The organism is Hymenobacter sp. (assembly GCF_036387835.1).
Lineage (GTDB): Bacteria > Bacteroidota > Bacteroidia > Cytophagales > Hymenobacteraceae > Hymenobacter.
On sequence record NZ_DASVSY010000030.1, the window covers coordinates 26,483 to 42,933 of the forward strand.

13 protein-coding genes are annotated in these 16,451 nt (G+C 53.5%); 4 read left to right on the top strand and 9 right to left on the bottom strand.

Going from position 1 to position 16,451, the window contains the following annotated elements:
* Nucleotides 1–398: 398 nt before the first annotated feature.
* Nucleotides 399–560 carry a hypothetical protein gene (locus VF639_RS06015; protein ID WP_331144984.1) on the bottom strand — a complete coding sequence of 54 codons (162 nt, stop codon included), beginning with the start codon at nt 558–560 and terminating at the stop codon, nt 399–401.
* A 302-nt stretch (nt 561–862) separates the two neighbouring features.
* On the opposite strand from VF639_RS06015, the gene VF639_RS06020 reads away from it, so the two are divergent.
* Nucleotides 863–2,263, top strand: a complete 1,401-nt coding sequence (locus VF639_RS06020) for an FAD-dependent oxidoreductase (protein ID WP_331144985.1) — start codon at nt 863–865, stop codon at nt 2,261–2,263.
* 74 nt (nt 2,264–2,337) lie between these two features.
* Here VF639_RS06020 and VF639_RS06025 read toward each other — a convergent pair whose 3' ends face one another.
* Nucleotides 2,338–2,832 (bottom strand): hypothetical protein, encoded by a 495-nt coding sequence (locus VF639_RS06025; protein ID WP_331144986.1) that lies wholly within the window; start codon nt 2,830–2,832, stop codon nt 2,338–2,340.
* Between the two features lie 417 nt (nt 2,833–3,249).
* On the opposite strand from VF639_RS06025, the gene VF639_RS06030 reads away from it, so the two are divergent.
* Nucleotides 3,250–5,781 (top strand): T9SS type A sorting domain-containing protein, encoded by a 2,532-nt coding sequence (locus tag VF639_RS06030; protein ID WP_331144987.1) that lies wholly within the window; start codon nt 3,250–3,252, stop codon nt 5,779–5,781.
* A 110-nt stretch (nt 5,782–5,891) separates the two neighbouring features.
* On the opposite strand, the gene rpoN is transcribed toward VF639_RS06030, so the two are convergent.
* The gene (rpoN, locus tag VF639_RS06035) at nt 5,892–7,478 is read right to left on the bottom strand and encodes an RNA polymerase factor sigma-54 (RefSeq protein ID WP_331144988.1); all 1,587 of its coding nucleotides are present in this window, start codon (nt 7,476–7,478) and stop codon (nt 5,892–5,894) included.
* Between the two features lie 352 nt (nt 7,479–7,830).
* On the opposite strand from rpoN, the gene asnS reads away from it, so the two are divergent.
* Together asnS and VF639_RS06045 are read left to right on the top strand one after the other, a co-directional pair.
* Nucleotides 7,831–9,243 (top strand): asparagine--tRNA ligase, encoded by a 1,413-nt coding sequence (asnS, locus tag VF639_RS06040; protein ID WP_331144989.1) that lies wholly within the window; start codon nt 7,831–7,833, stop codon nt 9,241–9,243.
* Between the two features lie 78 nt (nt 9,244–9,321).
* Entirely contained in the window at nt 9,322–9,996 is a 675-nt protein-coding gene (locus VF639_RS06045) for a hypothetical protein (protein WP_331144990.1), read from the top strand.
* 43 nt (nt 9,997–10,039) lie between these two features.
* Here VF639_RS06045 and VF639_RS06050 read toward each other — a convergent pair whose 3' ends face one another.
* From VF639_RS06050 to VF639_RS06075, 6 genes are all read right to left on the bottom strand, one after another.
* Entirely contained in the window at nt 10,040–10,288 is a 249-nt protein-coding gene (locus VF639_RS06050; RefSeq protein ID WP_331144991.1) for a hypothetical protein, read from the bottom strand.
* 274 nt (nt 10,289–10,562) lie between these two features.
* Nucleotides 10,563–11,864, bottom strand: a complete 1,302-nt coding sequence (locus tag VF639_RS06055; protein WP_331144992.1) for an alginate O-acetyltransferase AlgX-related protein — start codon at nt 11,862–11,864, stop codon at nt 10,563–10,565.
* A 57-nt stretch (nt 11,865–11,921) separates the two neighbouring features.
* Entirely contained in the window at nt 11,922–13,244 is a 1,323-nt protein-coding gene (locus VF639_RS06060) for an alginate O-acetyltransferase AlgX-related protein (protein WP_331144993.1), read from the bottom strand.
* A gap of 96 nt (nt 13,245–13,340) precedes the next feature.
* Nucleotides 13,341–14,759 carry an MBOAT family O-acyltransferase gene (locus tag VF639_RS06065; protein WP_331144994.1) on the bottom strand — a complete coding sequence of 473 codons (1,419 nt, stop codon included), beginning with the start codon at nt 14,757–14,759 and terminating at the stop codon, nt 13,341–13,343.
* Nucleotides 14,760–14,881: 122 nt separating this feature from the next.
* Complete coding sequence (locus VF639_RS06070) at nt 14,882–15,358, bottom strand: hypothetical protein (RefSeq protein ID WP_331144995.1); 477 nt, start codon at nt 15,356–15,358, stop codon at nt 14,882–14,884.
* Between the two features lie 179 nt (nt 15,359–15,537).
* Nucleotides 15,538–16,212 (bottom strand): hypothetical protein, encoded by a 675-nt coding sequence (locus VF639_RS06075; protein ID WP_331144996.1) that lies wholly within the window; start codon nt 16,210–16,212, stop codon nt 15,538–15,540.
* Nucleotides 16,213–16,451 lie beyond the last annotated feature (239 nt).

Sequence of the window (16,451 nt, forward strand, 5' to 3'; positions counted from 1 at the left end):
TAAAAACAAGAGAGTTGAACACTATAAAGTTTAATAAATACAGTTTATGTCATGATTGAATATATTTTATAATATTATGAGTGCCAGCTCAAGCTGCGGAAAAGATTAGGCATTAATTGACCAATAAAAAACGCCCGGAGGCGGTTAATTAATAGGTCACCCAGGATGGGGCGTCATTTGGTGTATGAAACTAGCTTACCTTGTTAGCGGATGCATTTTGTTTAGGTGGAATCTACAATTCAGTCTGTGGCATTACTATAGAGAAGATAGACACCAAGTGAAGCTGCATGGCCGAAAGTGCTATAGTAGATGAACAAAAGAGACTACATCTATTTGCTCTTGCCACCAAGCTGCAAGGCCTAACGTAACGAATAGATTAGAAAGGCTTTACACGAGTATTAATACCGGATTTCGGGGTGACCACCCAGGTTGGAAAACTCACCGTTGCCAATCAGGAACTCACCGATACGGAAAACTTCCTTTGGATCGAACTCACTTAAATCAAGAGCAGGCGAGGCCGCAGAGTTGCAGTCTTGAGGATCGAATACGATGATTGGCATGATAGCAACTGGTTGGCGTGGAGAAGAGGAATCAGCCACAACGAAGCAAGGACATAATAGTAGGACGCTTGATTGTTGAGCTTAACGAAGAAACGAGTGCTAAAACTTGAGATTTTGTTCAACCGCTTCGTTTTATAATTCAAATCTAAGCGGCGTATCCGCACCGATATAGGGTTTCCGATGAACCTAGGACGAAAACAAGGTGAACTACAGAGTTTATCCGTTGAACTGCCTGAGGCTCGGCAAGTCAAATTTGATGTTGAACAACTAGCTTCGCCGCTCTTACCGTATAGGTCTTCTCTATGTCTGACGCTGCAACATCTGCCATTATACCTGCTGAAGGTGCTACCGAACCCTTGACGCTTATGGGCGCGGGATTAGTTGGTTCGCTGTTGGCCTTATACTTAGCTAGGCACGGCCATTCGGTAGACATGTTTGAGCGCCGCGCCGACCCACGGTTGGCTAGCGGCCTTGAAGGCCGCTCTATCAACCTAGCTCTTTCTGACCGAGGATGGCGGGCTTTGGACGGAGTAGGTATCGGCGACGAGGTTCGTCAGGTTGGTATTCCGATGTACGGCCGGACGATGCACGACCAACATGGCCAACTCACGCACCAGCCGTACGGACAGGAAAACCAGGCTATCTATTCGGTGTCGCGGGCGGGGCTCAACCGCAAGTTGCTGGACTTAGTAGAGGCCGAACCGGGCATTAAATTGCACTTCAACCAGCAATGCCTAAACGTAGACTTACGCCACCATACTATTCAGTTGCGCGACGTAACTACGGCACAAGAACAAGTAAGGCCATTTCGGCGCTTGTTTGGTACCGATGGGGCATATTCGGCTGTGCGGGGAGCCATGCAGAAAACCGACCGTTACAATTATTCCCAGAGCTACCTCGAATACGGATACAAGGAACTTCATATTGCCCCTGGCCCGAACGGTACGTGGCAATTTGAAAAGCACGCCTTGCACATCTGGCCCCGCGGACAATACATGATGATTGCTTTGCCCAACCTGGACGGGTCGTTTACGTGCACGCTGTTCTTCCCCTACGAAGGCCCACATTCTTTTGCCGCGCTGCAAACCCCGGCGCAGGTGCAGGCTTTCTTTGAAGAAGTATTTCCTGATGCTGTGCCATTTATGCCCGAACTCGGCACCGATTTCTTTAGCAATCCTACTGGTTCGCTCGTAACCGTGCGCTGCTTTCCGTGGGCTTTCAACGATGAGGTGCTATTGATTGGCGACGCGTCGCATGCTATTGTACCGTTTTATGGGCAAGGAATGAACGCAGGGTTTGAAGATTGCTCGGTGCTTAATTCGCTCTTAACTCAGTATGGCTCTGATTGGCACGCTGTTTTTCAGTTGTTTCAAACCCAGCGCAAACCCGACGCCGACGCTATGGCCGACCTGGCTATTTATAATTTCGAAGAAATGCGCGACCGGGTAGCTGACCCCCGGTTTCTGTTGCAAAAGAAGATCGAAAGCAAAATATCGGCCCAGTACCCCGGCCAGTGGCTCCCACTGTACTCACAAGTTACTTTTTCGCACACTCCTTATGCTGAGGCTTTAGCAAATGGCCGACGGCAGGAGCAGATTATGAGTGGTTTGATGCCTTATATCCAAAAGGAATCTGATTACGAGCAAAACCAAGTGCAGGAGTTGCTGCGCGAGGCAATGAGCAAGCTACACCAGCAAATCTGACTTTTGCCGATGAGGTTCACTCAATGCTCCGGACCTACTGCTCCAGGAGGTTATGAGGGTGGGAAAGTGTTTGCTTAAGCCACCGTCAGGCCTATACTAAGTCCTAACACCAACCCTGCTCCTAATGCAAAGCCGGCCCATACCTGGGCTGGCGTATGGGCATTCAGTGCTAGCCGGGCGCTAAGCACTGCGCCTGCCAGCAGAATGCTAAGCAGCAGCCACCCCAGCGTAGACATATTGGAAGCATCGCGTACGTAGAGTACAGCTAGCAAGCCGACTGCGCCACCAACACCTACACCGTGGGCACTTATTTTCCAGCGCAGCGACACGGCTAGCGTAAGCCCAACGGCCAAAGTCATACCCACGAGCATGTGTCCTAGCAAAGCATCAATTGCATTGGGGCCGCTAGTTAACAGCACATTAGCGGCTCCAAAGCACAGCGTTGCCAGTAGGAGAGGCAACGGGCGCTGCTGTCGCTCCCGCAATTCTATGCTGCCTCTAATCACGCCTGTCCATAGCAGCACGGCGGTGCCTACCGACGGTAGCACGAACGTGAAGAGTGCCACCAAACCAGTTAGCTGCAAGCGATTAGGCTGTACGGGATATTGAACTATGCCTGGGAGCTGGTAGCATACCAGGTAGAATAGGTAGCTAGGGAGCAACAGCGGGTGACACGCTGCGGAAAAAAAAAGAGCAATAGAGCGGTTCAAGGAATCAATAGAACCTTAGTAAGACCAAGACCAAAATCAAAGCTAACAACTTAGCTGACTTTTGCGGCTACTTATCTTATCTTTAGCAACCTCGTGCATACGGCATACGCCTTGTGGATGATACAGCAAATTTTCACTTTACCCTATGATATGATGCGTACGATACTCGGGCCCCGAGGGCGAAAACTTTTACTTGGACTAACCACGACTTGCACGCTAGCGGGTGGGGCGTGGTGGTGGCAGCAACACCCTAGCAGCACGAGCGCGCTGCAAGAGATGCGCCAAGAACGGTCTGCAGAAGAAGAGGAGGAGGAAGAAAGAGATAGAGAGGACCGGCCAGATTTGGCGATTGAGCAAGAGGTGGCACGCACCATGGACCCGGCTACGGGTACCGTGCCGCGCGAGCGGTTGGCGGTTGCTCAGGAATATGCGCAGCGGTTGCTGGCCGAGCGTGCGAACCAGCGGCCTGCATCGGGCAGCCTCACCCTAACGCAATGGGCGGAACGTGGGCCAGCTAACATCGGCGGCCGTACGCGCGCCCTTCTCGTAGATGCCGCCGACCCGAGTGGTAACACCGTTTGGTGCGGCTCGGTGGGCGGCGGCCTCTGGAAAACCACCAATGGGTTGAACGCAAATGCCACTTGGCAGAGTGTAGACAACTTTTTCTCTAACCTGGCTATTACGACGCTGGCCGCCGACCCGCGTAATGCCAACACCATGTACTTCGGCACGGGTGAAGGATATCTGAATGCCGACGCCATTCGGGGCGAAGGCATCTGGAAGAGCAGCAACCACGGCCAAACCTGGGAGCAACTAGCTAGCACTGTTGGAGTTAATTTCCAGTACGTGCAAAAGCTAGTGGTACACCCAACCACCGGCGACGTATATGCAGGCACCCGCGCCGGCTTGTTCCGCAGCACTAATGGCGGCGCAACCTGGATCAAAGTATTAGGCGCAGGGCTAGGAGCCGTAGTTGACCGCATTGCCGACATCGAAATTGCGGCCGATGGGAAGTTGTTTGCCACTGCTGGCATCGGGCAAACCGATGGTATCTACCGCTCTCCTACTGGTGATGCCAACTCCTGGACCAAACTCAATACGCTAACCGACTCTGGCCTACCTACCACTGGCTACGAACGTATTGAACTGGCCTGCGCCCCTAGCCGGGCCCGCCGCGTATACGCCATTATGGAGAGTACCAGCACCGGCGGACTGCTGAACCTGTATCGCTCTGACGATTGGGGCGACACCTGGGTAACCATGACAATGCCAGGTGGCAACGCCACGGCATTGGCCAGCGCTCAAGCTTGGTACGACCTACTAGCGGGCGTGTCGCCCACTAATCCCGACCTGATTTATGTGGGAGGGTTGGATGTGTTTCGCTCTACTACGGCCGCTGATGACCCGGTTATTTGGACGAAGGTGTCGAACTGGACGGCGGCTGTCACTTCGGCGGGGTACCTGCACGCCGACCACCACGCTATTGCCTTCGCCACTCCCGACATTTGCTATTTCGGCAACGACGGGGGCGTGTCTATAACACAGAACGCTTCGGTGGAAAGTCCGGCTACTCCAATTTTTAGTACGCGTGTGGGTGGTCTCAACATCACGCAGTTTTACGCCTGTGCGGTTCACCCCACCAACGTAAACTATTTCCTGGCGGGCGCGCAAGACAACGGCACTCAACTCTTCAACGGCGCCGGTGTGGTGCGCACCACCACCGCCACTGGCGGCGATGGTGCCTTCTGCTTTATCGACGAAAACGAGCCGCAGTATCAGTTCACGAGCTACATCTACGCACAGTATCGTCGCTCCATCAACGGCGGGACTAGCTTTGCCACTACCAACATCAGTACTACGCTCGGCTCGTTCATCAACCCTACCGACTATGACAGCCGCTCCAACGCCATGTATGGCGGCTACGGTAACAACCAGATGTTCCGTTGGCTCGATGCCACCACCACGGCGGCTACTACGGCTACGGCCGTGCCACTGCCTGGCGCGGGCACGGTTACGCACGTAACGGTGTCGCCGAGTGTCCTCAACCGAGTGTACGTGGGTACCAACTCGGGTCGGGTGCTACGCGTCGATTCAACGTTAAACTTAGCGCCACGCGCACCGGTCGTTACCGAAATCAAGGCTCCAATGACAGGCTCGGTTTCCTGCGTGGCCATCGACCGCACCAACGAGCAGCACCTAGTGGTTACCTATTCCAACTACGGCGTGACGAGTGTGTGGGAAACCACCAATGGCGGCACGGCATGGCGCAACGTGGAAGGCAACCTGCCCGATATGCCTATTCGATGGGCCCTGTTTGACCCTACCGATGGCACTCGTATTATGCTTGCTACCGAACTCGGCGTATGGGTAACCGACAACCTCAGCGCCGCTACCGTCAACTGGCAACCCGCCAATACGGGCCTCGCCAATGTGCGCGTAGATATGCTACGCATGCGGACCGTCGACAAACAAGTTGCTGCCGCCACGCACGGCCGCGGCCTGTATACCACCGATGCCCTGCGGGTGTTGGCTACCCGCGGTGCTGCCGTAGCCGCCAACGGCTTCGTGCGTAACGCTTACCCTAACCCCTTCCGCGAGAAACTGAACGTGGAACTAGACCGCCCCGCTGCGGCTGGTACCGTGCTTACGCTCACCGATATGCAGGGCCGGGTTGTGCACCGTACTACCGCTCGGACCGCCGCACAACAGCTTGAGGTGCAGCCACCTGCTACTCTAGCGGCTGGTGCTTACATTCTGCAAGTGAAAGGCAACGGACAAACAGCTACCCGCCGCGTAATCAAGCAGTAAGCTGCTTTGATTAGCACCCAAAATAAAAGGCCCGAAGCGCATTGCTTCGGGCCTTTTTGTTGTCTGGATAGCAGAGCAAAAGGGAGCTGCTTCCGCATATAGTAGAATTTCTACAATTCCTTACGCAGTCGGGCTACCGGAATGTTGAGCTGCTCCCGGTACTTGGCTACGGTGCGGCGGGCAATGTTGTAGCCACGGGCGTTGAGCATTTTTTCCAGCTTATCGTCGGAGAGGGGCCGGTCTTTCTTCTCGCCCTCAATGATTTCCTTGAGAATGTGCTTCACCTCCCGGCTCGAGGCATCCTCGCCCGAATCGGTGGCAATGCCCTCCGAGAAGAAGTACTTGAGCGGGTAAATGCCAAACTCCGTCTGCACCGATTTCGAGTTGGCTACCCGGCTCACGGTGCTGATGTCCATGTTGATTTCCTGCGCAATATCTTTCAAGATCATCGGGCGCAGCTTGCTTTCGTCGCCGTCCTGAAAGAATTCGCGCTGGTACCGCACAATGGCATCCATGGTGCGCAACAGCGTGTTTTGGCGCTGCCGGATGGCGTCGATAAACCACTTGGCCGAGTCCAGCTTCTGCTTCACGAAGGTTACGGCTTCCTTCAGCTTCTTGTCTTTCTTCGAGCCCTTGTCGTAGGCCCGGAACATGTCGGTGTACGCCGGAGATACGCGCAAGTCGGGGGCGTTGCGCGAGTTAAGCGTGAGGTTGAAAACACCGTTATCGTTGGTGAGAATGAAGTCGGGAATGATGTACTGCACCTTACCGCCACCTACCGGACCACTACCGCCGGGCTTGGGATTGAGCTTCAGAATGAGGGCAATAGCTTCCTTTAGCTCGTCGTCTTCCAAGTCGAGCCGCTGCTGAATGCGCTGGTAGTGTTTCTTGGTAAACTCATCGAACGTTTCGTTCAGAATCCGCTCGGCGTGTTCCGTCACCTCGTCCTGCGGGCGACGCTCCAACTGCAGCAGCAGGCACTCTTGTAAGTCGCGCGCCCCAATACCGGGTGGGTCGAAGCTTTGCACCAGATGCAGCACGGCCTCTATTTCTGGTACTGCGGCTTCAATGTTTTGGGAGAAAGCCAAGTCATTGGCAATGGCCGACAAGTCGCGGCGGATGTAGCCGTCGTTGTCGATAGAGCCGATCAGCTGGCGGCCGATGGCTTCTTGCTTTTCATCGAGGTCGGCGAAGCCAAGTTGGTCGATCAGGCTGTCGATGAGGGAGCCGCTGGTGTCGGCCAGCGGCATTTCCCGATCGTCCTCGTCTTCGCCCGGGCCGTCGCCCTGCATTTTGTAGCCGGCTATTTCGTCGTCATTAAGATAGTCGCTTAGGTCAAGGTCGTCGTTGCTGGCCTCGCCCTGCTCCGAGGGTTCGTCCTTGGCCGATAAGTCTATTTCGGGTTGTTCTTCGATTTGGGTGTCGTTGTCGAAGTCTTCTTCCAGCGTATTATCAGGGTTGTCAAACTCGGCATCGGGGTCGTCGAAATCTTCAGTATCGTCCGCGTCGTCTTCACGTTCCTGATCTTCTGCGTCGTCGGCCTCGTCTTCGCCTTCTTCCAAAGCCGGATTAGCCTCCAACTCCTCCTTGATGCGAGCTTCCAGCTCCGCCGTCGGGATTTGCAGCAGTTTAATGAATTGTATCTGTTGAGGCGACAGCTTCTGCGAGAGAAGCTGCTTCATGTCCAGTCTTTGCATACTCTAAAAACTCGTGCGCCCTGTTAAGATGAAAACGGGCGCTGTTAAGTCAAATATAGGCCTTTCTGTACTTGCGTTTCAGGTAAAATGTTGGGATGGAGTCAGCTTCCACCTACAAATAGCTCGTCTGAAAACTTGCCAATAAGATGGAAGCAAGGATAAATAGGGCATAGCTAATTTGTAGGGTGTGTTGCGCCGATTAGGCTTTGCTTGCTTCTTGCCCGAAGAAGGTTGGATTGTTGGGTTTGCGATGCTGGAGAGGCGTACTGACCCGGAAGATTTCACTGCCTTTCCAAAAGTTCTACCTTTACCGGTTCTACACCGAGTATCAACCCCGAGAAGTAACGTTTCAATGTCCGACCTCCGAAAGACCAGTGTGCAGGATCTGCTCCGCAGCACCGACCTGGACCGTGAAGTGCTGGTTCGTGGCTGGGTGCGCACCCGCCGCGGCAACAAATACGTGCAATTCATTGCCCTCAACGACGGCTCCACCATCCACAACCTGCAAGTGGTGGCCGATGCCGAGAAATTTCCGGAGGAGAATCTGAAAGAAGTCACTACCGGCTCTTGCCTGGCAGTGCGTGGTAAGCTGGTCGCCTCGCAAGGCAAAGGCCAAGCCGTGGAAATACAGGCTTCGGAAATTGAAGTACTTGGTACTGCCAACCCGGAGGAATACCCCTTGCAGAAGCGCGGCAGCGACCAGAAAGGTATTTCCTTGGAAGCGTTGCGCGAAATTGCCCACTTGCGTCCGCGCACCAACACGTTTGGGGCGGTGCTACGCATCCGGCACGCCATGGCGTTTGCCATTCATAAGTACTTCAACGACCACGGCTACTTCTACGTTCACACGCCCATTATCACCGGTTCTGATGCCGAGGGCGCGGGCCAGATGTTTCGCGTGACCATACTGCCCGAGTTGAATCCGCCACTCGATGAAGCTGGCCAAGTAGATTACAAGCAGGATTTCTTCGGCAAAGCCACCAATCTCACCGTGTCGGGTCAGCTCGAAGGCGAGTTGGCCGCTATGGCCTTAGGGAAAATCTACACGTTTGGGCCCACTTTCCGCGCCGAAAATTCCAACACGGCCCGTCACCTGGCCGAGTTCTGGATGATCGAGCCCGAAGTGGCCTTCAACGACCTGCACGACAACATGGACCTGGCCGAGGACTTCCTCCGCAGCCTGGTCCGCTACGCCCTCGAGCATTGCCCTGACGACCTACAATTCCTCAACGACCAGTATGACAAGGAACTGCTAAGCCGCCTGAGGTTTGTAGTCGACAACGAGTTCCAGCGTCTTACATACACTGAGGCCGTTGAAATCCTGAAGTCGGCCAAGCAGAAGTTCGAGTTTCCGGTGGACTGGGGTACCGATCTGCAGTCGGAGCACGAGCGGTATTTGGTGGAGAAGCACTTCAAGAAGCCCGTCATCCTGACCAACTACCCCAAGGAAATCAAGGCGTTTTACATGAAGCTGGACGAGGACGGCCGCACTGTGCGCGCCATGGACGTCCTCTTTCCTGGCATTGGCGAAATCATCGGTGGCTCGCAGCGCGAAGAAGACCTTGAGAAGCTCACCACCCGGATGCGGGAAATGCACGTGCCCGAAGAAGACCTGTGGTGGTACCTCGATACCCGCCGCTACGGCACCGCGCCGCACGCCGGCTTCGGCCTTGGCTTCGAGCGTCTCATTCTTTTCGTCACCGGCATGTCCAACATCCGCGACGTTATTCCGTTCCCCCGCTTCCCGAAAAGCGCGGAGTTCTAAGAACTTGCGGTCTGGTTTGACACCAACGCTCGGCTACATTAGCTGGGCGTTGGTGTTGACGCTCTAACCTTATCCGCTATGCTTCCCCGCCAGCAAATATTGAAGTGGTTGAAAAAAGCCATTGCAGGTGCGCTGGGCTGGAGCTGGGCTGGCAGTGTAAGCCTACTTTTGCTTAGTACTTTCTCTTGGTTTGAATTTACTAGACTCAAGTATGGATTATGGCTTGGAGTTACAGCTGTCTTACTGACGCTTACAGGTCTTGGTCCGCGCTACTTCATTACCGATGCGCCGCCGCTGTTCAGTCGGCAAACGTTGCGCGTGTTGCAAGATCGGTTTGAATATATCGTGTCGCGGCTGATCAAGCTGGTTATAGGTTACTTCTTAGTAGCGTTTGTGCTGTTTTTCTCCATGGTGGGCATGCCCTTAGCTGCTTATATGATAATGGGGCCTATGTATGCTTATGATTGGTGGAAGCAGCAAGACAGAGAAAACTCGCGTCAAGTTCTGTTTGCAGGGGAATTGGGCAATGTACAACTCAGGCCTGCACGACCTGAATATGGATATCCGTCGCCTAGGCCCAACACGTTTATTGTTCGACCACTGTCACCATTTATTAATCTCGTCACCAAGTTGCCGCCCAACCAGCCTGATAATACTTGGAGGCGAGTTAGACCCTACACACCATTAATTGAGCAATGGCAGGATACGCTGCTGTCTGAAAGCAGAGCTTATAAGTATGTGGTGCCAAGATGACTATGGAGAAGCCACGGAGGTCAAGTCTGTTGTGTTATTCTACTCAGCAGTAATTCCGCAGCTCCTTGTCGTCTACGGCCACTAGCGCATCCAGGCGCAGCTCGAAGCCGTCGGCGAGGCGCAGGTATTCCACTTTATCTTTGATGAACAGGTTCTGGATGGTGCCTTGGTAGGTGCTGGGTGGGGTGTCGGGCTCGGTGCGGTAGGTGAGGGTGCAGGGCTGGCCGGTGGTGGCGCGGGCCTCAAGCTCGTCGTAGAACGAGCAGCTAATGGGTTGGTAGGAAGCAGGCATGGCAGCGGGATACGAGTGTGCGGCTTATACGAGAACCGACGCGCCGGTGGTGAAGAAGCTCGTTCCGGGTAAGCTGAACGTACTTTTACTCAGCGCTTGGTGTAGTCATACACGCCGCGGGCACGGGCAAAAGCCCTTATGCGACCGGTTTCCTTATTGACCTGCACCTAAACACTGCCCACAATAGTTGGTTTGCGTGGCAGGTATAGTCCGGTTAGGTGCAGCAAACAGTAAGCCACTCAGAATCTGAAGCTTAATTGAATAAACCCGCTTTTTATCGTTCTCTGTCTGATATATATTGCGCTTCAGCATGAATCGTCTCGAACAGGTCTCGATTCTGCTCGGCTGCTTTGCGGGCAATCTGATCTGCCCAGTCAGGAGAAGCAAGAATCTGCTTTTCCAGCTCTTGCGTGCGAAGGGTGTCTTTGGCCGTGCGCGGCACATATAGGTCGAACGCATCGTCTATGAATCCGAAGCCGAACTGCGTTAGGTTTTGCTCGGTAGCCAACAAAATTACCAAATCGCGGCCCGCGTACTGCTCCCGCAGGTTTAGTTCGTGCACGTTCCAGCCTTCGGGCGCGTGCTCGGGCCAGTAAATGTTCTGGTTGTAGCTCCAGAAGCGGGAGCGAGGTGCAAGCAGTTTATCATAGAATGGGTAGAAGCCGTACAGACTTTGAGCAAAACTGTCGCCGATAATCAGGGCATCTAAGGGATGCTTACTGGTAGTTGGCTCGAACACCACCTCCGGATAATACATAGGGTGGGGCTGAATATCTTTCACTAAATTCAGCAAAGAGCCGAGGTCATTATCGGTATAGCGTAAATCCTGGATGCGCGTGCCAACTACCCCTTTTTGCAGGTGAAAATCCGGCAAATCCCGATTGGTTAGCGCTTCGGCGCGCCGGAAAAGTGTATCCGCTAGCAAACTCACCGCGTAGCCGCTCCAGTGCGTACCAGTGCGCGGAAAGAGGGGATACCGCGTGGTGTCTTTCCAGCGGAGCAGCAATTGACCGGCATTCAGCACGGGGATGCCAGCTTCCGGTAGGCGTCGTGCTAGCACATCGAGGTTAGATGGATTGCTGGGCAGCACCTGCTGGATAGAGTCAGGAAGAAACTCGGGGAGAATGCGGGCCTTGCCCGGCGCCAGCACCACCAGCAGCTGGGTGCCGTGAGCCCGAAGCGTATCCTGTACGCGCCGGAGCTGCCGAAGCCGCAAACTGATTTCGTCGTTGCCTAGAAAATCGCGGCCCAGGTACGAATTGATAGCCGCAAACTGATACAGCTGTTGGTCGTGGCCTATGCAGATGGTGTTAGGGGTTTTGTTGAACACTGAAAACCGCATTTGGCTATATAAGCGAACAAGCCACGGCCGAAAGCCTAGCCGAAAGTCGGCATAGCGCTCCATGGCCGGCTGGAAGGTGTTGTCGATCAGAGCTTCCTTGCTAAATGCCGGAAACGGTACCACGTCCTCGTTGCCTCCCAACGGGTTCAGTTCCACTAAATGAAATTCAGCTTGCAGGGCCGGCAGCAGTAGCAGCGCCAATAGGCAACATAAAAAGGCGCGTTTCAAGGGCATTTCTGGTACTAATAAGGCAAGAGGGCAGAAGACGCTAAGAAGTAAGCAAATGAGCCGTTATGGCCGCTGGGCTTCGTATTCCTCTACGGCCATTTGATGAAGCATCAGGTCGTAGTTACCGTTGGTGGCATTGGCCTGCTGCCACAGTTTTTCTTGCACGGTAGGCATTTGTTTCAGCTTTTGCTCAATAGCTCGTATGTGTGCCTGATCGGCAGCGGTAGTCGGGAAAAACAAATTATAAGCAGTGGCACTAAACCCATTGTCGAAGCTACCAAGGTTGTGCTGGGTGTATAACAACAGGATAACTTTTTGCGTCAACATCTCAGCTTTACGATCAAGCAGGTGCACCTCCTGACTTGGGGGCATATCATCGCGTGCACCAACCTGTACTTGATTGTTGTAGTACCAAAACTGCGTTTTGTTGCTGAACAAGTTTGAAATATAGGGATAGAACCCAATTAATCCCCAGCTGAAACTGTCCCCGACTATCAGCAGATTAGGCTTTTGCTGATTGGGCTTCAACGGTTCAAATTTTATGGTGGGGTAAACCAGCTTAAATTCTTCCGGCTTTTGGAGTAAGTTCAAGGACCTGAAAATATCGTCGTCACTATCACGGGCTTCATCAGTGACCGTACGGCCAGTTACAGTGAAATCGGGTAAGTCGAACTGTCCTCGGTGCTCGATATACTTGAAGAGGGTATCAGCAGCTAACGTGATACCATAACCGCTCCAATGAATCCCACCGCGCGTAAACAAAGGATAGGAAACTGTGTCTTTCCACTGCTGGAATACCTGGGCCAAATCAATCAAATTAACTCCCTGCTGCTGCATTTGCTGCACGTAAGTAGTGTAATTGGACTGCGTGTGAGGTTGATTACGAAAGTAATCAGGGTGATATTCTGGGTAGAAACTAGCCTTAGATGGCGCAATAGCAAATACTAGTGATATACCCCGCTTGGCCAGCATATTCTGCACTGCTTTCAGCTTGTACACATTTTTGCGGATGATAGTCTCGCCCTTGAAATCTTGTCCTAAATAGGCACGAATTGCTATTTCGTCGAGCAAGATGTTGTTTTTCCCAATAAGCACGTCATCGGCTTTGCATATACCGAACACCGAAAAGGCTATCTGATTGCGCACGCGGATCAGCAGTTCCCGGAAGCCAATGCGGTCTTCCGCATACTTCTCCAACGCAGGCTGGTAGCTGTTGTCAAGCAACGTAGGCAAGGTCAGGTCGGGGTAGGACGCTCGTTCGGCATAGCCTCCAATGCTTCCCATCTTGAACAGTCGAAAACGGGTTTGGATAGCTGGCAAAATCAGGATAGCTAGGATTATACCCAAAAACCCCCTCTTGATAAGCTTAAAAACGTCTGCTTTCACTCAGTTGGGTAGAACGGGAGGCACAGGGTTGAAACAAAGGATGATGGAGCAACCCATACCCGACAAGAGAGCCGAGGGCACGGTGGCAAGTCTCGCTTAAAAACGGAAGTAGATAAAGGGATTAAACGAGTTGCCCAGGATGGCGCCAGCACTCAATATCAGCAGGGCTGCCGTGACTAGAGTGAGGCTAGCGGCGCGGGGTAAGCTAAGCTTTTCGCCAAACAGCATGCCCACCTCCCAGCGCTCCACCCGCGGCAAAGCGGCCATAAAGGCAAAGAGAATTGCCAGGGCCAGCGTAATCCAGAATTCGTTGCTGAAGTAAGGCAACTCTTCCAGGCCGCCGCTAAACATGCGCTTCATGTAAGCTAAAGCGCCGGCTAACGTTTCGGCCCGGAACAGCACCCAACCTATTACTGTGACCAAGAACGTAGGGACGATACTGAGGACACCCAAACGCTTGGAGATACGCAGCAGAAACAGCCGGTCGAGCACCAGGAATAAGCCGTGGAAAGCGCCCCAGGCAATGAAATTCCAAGCCGCCCCGTGCCAAAAGCCCGAGAGAATAAACACGGTCCAGAGGTTGATATAGAGCCGACTGGGTTTCACTCGGTTGCCGCCCAGGGGAATGTACAGATAGTCGCGCATCCAGCGGCCAAGCGTGATGTGCCAGCGCTGCCAGAACTCCGTGATGCTGCGCGAAATATAGGGGTTATTGAAGTTCTCAGGAAACTGAAAGCCCATAATCCGGCCTAGCCCGATAGCCATATCGGAATAGCCCGAGAAGTCGAAGTAGATCTGGAAAGTGTACGCTAGCGCCCCCAGCCACGCCATTGGCGCCGATACTTCATCTAGGTTCAGCCCGAAAATACGGTCGGCTTCCTGGCCCAGCACATTGGCAATAAGCACCTTCTTTGATAAGCCAATGACAAAGCGAAACAAGCCTGCCAACTTATGGTCGACAGTGTCGAAGGCTCGGCGGTCGGTGAGTTGGCCGGCTATTTCGTGGAAGCGCACGATAGGTCCAGCAATCATCTTCGGGAACAGCATGATGTAAAGCATGAAGTCCCAGAAGCTGCGCAAGGGCTTGTTCACGCCGCGGTACACATCAATGGTGTAGGTAAGCTTCTCGAAAGTGAAAAAGGAAATGCCAATTGGCAGCACCACCTTCTCCCAGGTCAGCTCCGACCCACCCAACGACGTTTTTACGGCGCTAAAATTCTCTAGGAAGAAGTTGGCGTACTTGAAGTAAAACAGCATCGCCACGTTAATGATGATGCTCATGGTCAAGTAAATGCGTTTTTGCCAGCCTTCGGCCCGGTCCATGAGCCGGATCAGAAAGAAGTTGACTACAACGGAGGCTACAAACAAAGCCAAAAAGTTGAGGCCGCCCCACGCATAGAAGGCTATGCTGGCAACCAAGGCCACCGTGTTTTTGAATCGGTTGGGAGCCAGAAAATAGAGCGCCAGAAAGCCCGGCAGGAAGTAGAAAAGAAAGAGTGTACTGCTAAATACCATAGGAAGCGGAATCTGTGGAGTTGTAAGCTGGTCCGAAATTACGGGTTTACCCATTGGCTACCACAAAAAAGGCCGGACTCCGCTAGGGAGTCCGGCCTTGTGCTGGCAGGGGCAGAAGAAGCCTAGTGCTTGCCGTGGCCTTTGCCATGGCCATTGTTTCCTTTATCCTTGCCTCCAACTACATATACTCCACCCGGAGCAGCACCTAGCTTCTTGGCTTGTCCGGGAGGCAGGCCTTTGCCATTTTCCAGACGCTTCACTTGGCCGGGTGGTAAGCTGGCCGGGTATAGCGTGCGGTGCTGGCTGATCTGTCCCCAAGGCTGTGCGCCTGTATAGTCAATAACAACAGGATGGAAAGTGGAGGGTGAATAACCGCTCAGGTTGGCTACGCGCACCCATTGGTTGTCGCGCTGCACGATGTAGCGTTGGGCGCTGAGATCATAGTAGCCTCCAACTTCTGGGATGTAGTAATACTGTTTGCCGGCTGGCACAGCTGGGCCCCAAGAAGGCCGCGCGGCATTGCCGCGGCCTTGCGCTTGCGTGGAAAAAGAAAGACCCGTGAGTGACAGCGCCAAGGTAAGTTTGAGGATAGTTTTCATGGAAAGTGATTTAGGATTTAGCTATGGTGCCTGAACAAAAGCAAGAAAGGGGCCAAACTATGGTTGTGCTCTTTCTTGCTTTTGTTCAGGCACCAAAGCCACCAACTGCACTAGGCGCAAAAAAAGAGCGTCTTCAAAGTGAGGACGCTCTTTTGGAAGTTGCCTGACGGAAGCTGGCTTTATCGGCCCCGGCCGCGACCACCAGAGTTGCTCCGCTCGTCGCGGCCTCCTTCAAAGCCACGGTCGTTACGGCCGGGACTGTTCTGGTTGTCCCGGCTGCTCCGTTCGTCGCGGTGGTAGTTGTCACGGTCATTACGGTCGTCGCGGCTATAGTTGCCGCGGTTGTTACGGTCGTAGTCGTTGCCGCGGGCATAACCCCGGTTGCTGTAGGGCGAGTTGTCGTAGCGGCCAGGGGGCTGGCGGTAGCCTGGTGCTGGCGCATAGCTGCCCCGGCCGTTGCCATAGTAGTTGTTGTTGCCGTAGTAGCGGCCCGGTTGCCAGCCGCGCTGGTTGCAGTAGGCCCGGTGGTCGCGGATATAGCCCCATGGCTGCCGGCCTACATAATTAATTACTACAGGGTGGAAAAAGCGCGGGTCGTAATTGGCGTAGTAAGAAGGCAGATACGGCGTGCTAACCCAGTAGCCATACGGGTCGAGGTACACGTACTGCTGCGTATACAAGTCATAATACCCATCAATTTCCGGGATGTAGTAGTATTCCACGCCGGGGCCAACAGTCGGCCCCCAGGCAGGAGGGCCTACGTTGACGCTGACCCGCACCTGTGCCTGAGCAGCGCCGCTTTGTAGCAGCAACCCCAGCAGCAAAAGCAAGCCTGATTTTATTAAGAGTTTCATGATTTCAGAAGGGAAATGTTTCTAGACTACACCATGCAATAACAGCGCCATTTCTTGTTGATTTGATAACGTAAACTGCACACTTTCAGTGCTTGATATGGAACTTTAGTTGCGCTGAGACTTTTACGCCATCATCGTTGTTATAGGCAGTCTGCCCACAACTATTGTCGGCTGGTTGTTCCGAATTATGTTAGCCAAACCCCTTGGCAAATAAGCTATTCGGGATAGTAAGAAGGTCG

What these genes read in the sequence shown, in the direction of transcription:
- VF639_RS06015 (WP_331144984.1), bottom strand. Translation starts at nt 560, where the DNA reads ATGCCAATCATCGTATTCGATCCTCAAGACTGCAACTCTGCGGCCTCG.
- VF639_RS06020 (WP_331144985.1), top strand. Translation starts at nt 863, where the DNA reads ATGTCTGACGCTGCAACATCTGCCATTATACCTGCTGAAGGTGCTACC.
- VF639_RS06030 (WP_331144987.1), top strand. Translation starts at nt 3,250, where the DNA reads ATGCGCCAAGAACGGTCTGCAGAAGAAGAGGAGGAGGAAGAAAGAGAT.
- rpoN (WP_331144988.1), bottom strand. Translation starts at nt 7,478, where the DNA reads ATGCAAAGACTGGACATGAAGCAGCTTCTCTCGCAGAAGCTGTCGCCT.
- asnS (WP_331144989.1), top strand. Translation starts at nt 7,831, where the DNA reads ATGTCCGACCTCCGAAAGACCAGTGTGCAGGATCTGCTCCGCAGCACC.
- VF639_RS06045 (WP_331144990.1), top strand. Translation starts at nt 9,322, where the DNA reads ATGCTTCCCCGCCAGCAAATATTGAAGTGGTTGAAAAAAGCCATTGCA.
- VF639_RS06050 (WP_331144991.1), bottom strand. Translation starts at nt 10,288, where the DNA reads ATGCCTGCTTCCTACCAACCCATTAGCTGCTCGTTCTACGACGAGCTT.
- VF639_RS06055 (WP_331144992.1), bottom strand. Translation starts at nt 11,864, where the DNA reads ATGCCCTTGAAACGCGCCTTTTTATGTTGCCTATTGGCGCTGCTACTG.
- VF639_RS06065 (WP_331144994.1), bottom strand. Translation starts at nt 14,759, where the DNA reads ATGGTATTTAGCAGTACACTCTTTCTTTTCTACTTCCTGCCGGGCTTT.
- VF639_RS06070 (WP_331144995.1), bottom strand. Translation starts at nt 15,358, where the DNA reads ATGAAAACTATCCTCAAACTTACCTTGGCGCTGTCACTCACGGGTCTT.
- VF639_RS06075 (WP_331144996.1), bottom strand. Translation starts at nt 16,212, where the DNA reads ATGAAACTCTTAATAAAATCAGGCTTGCTTTTGCTGCTGGGGTTGCTG.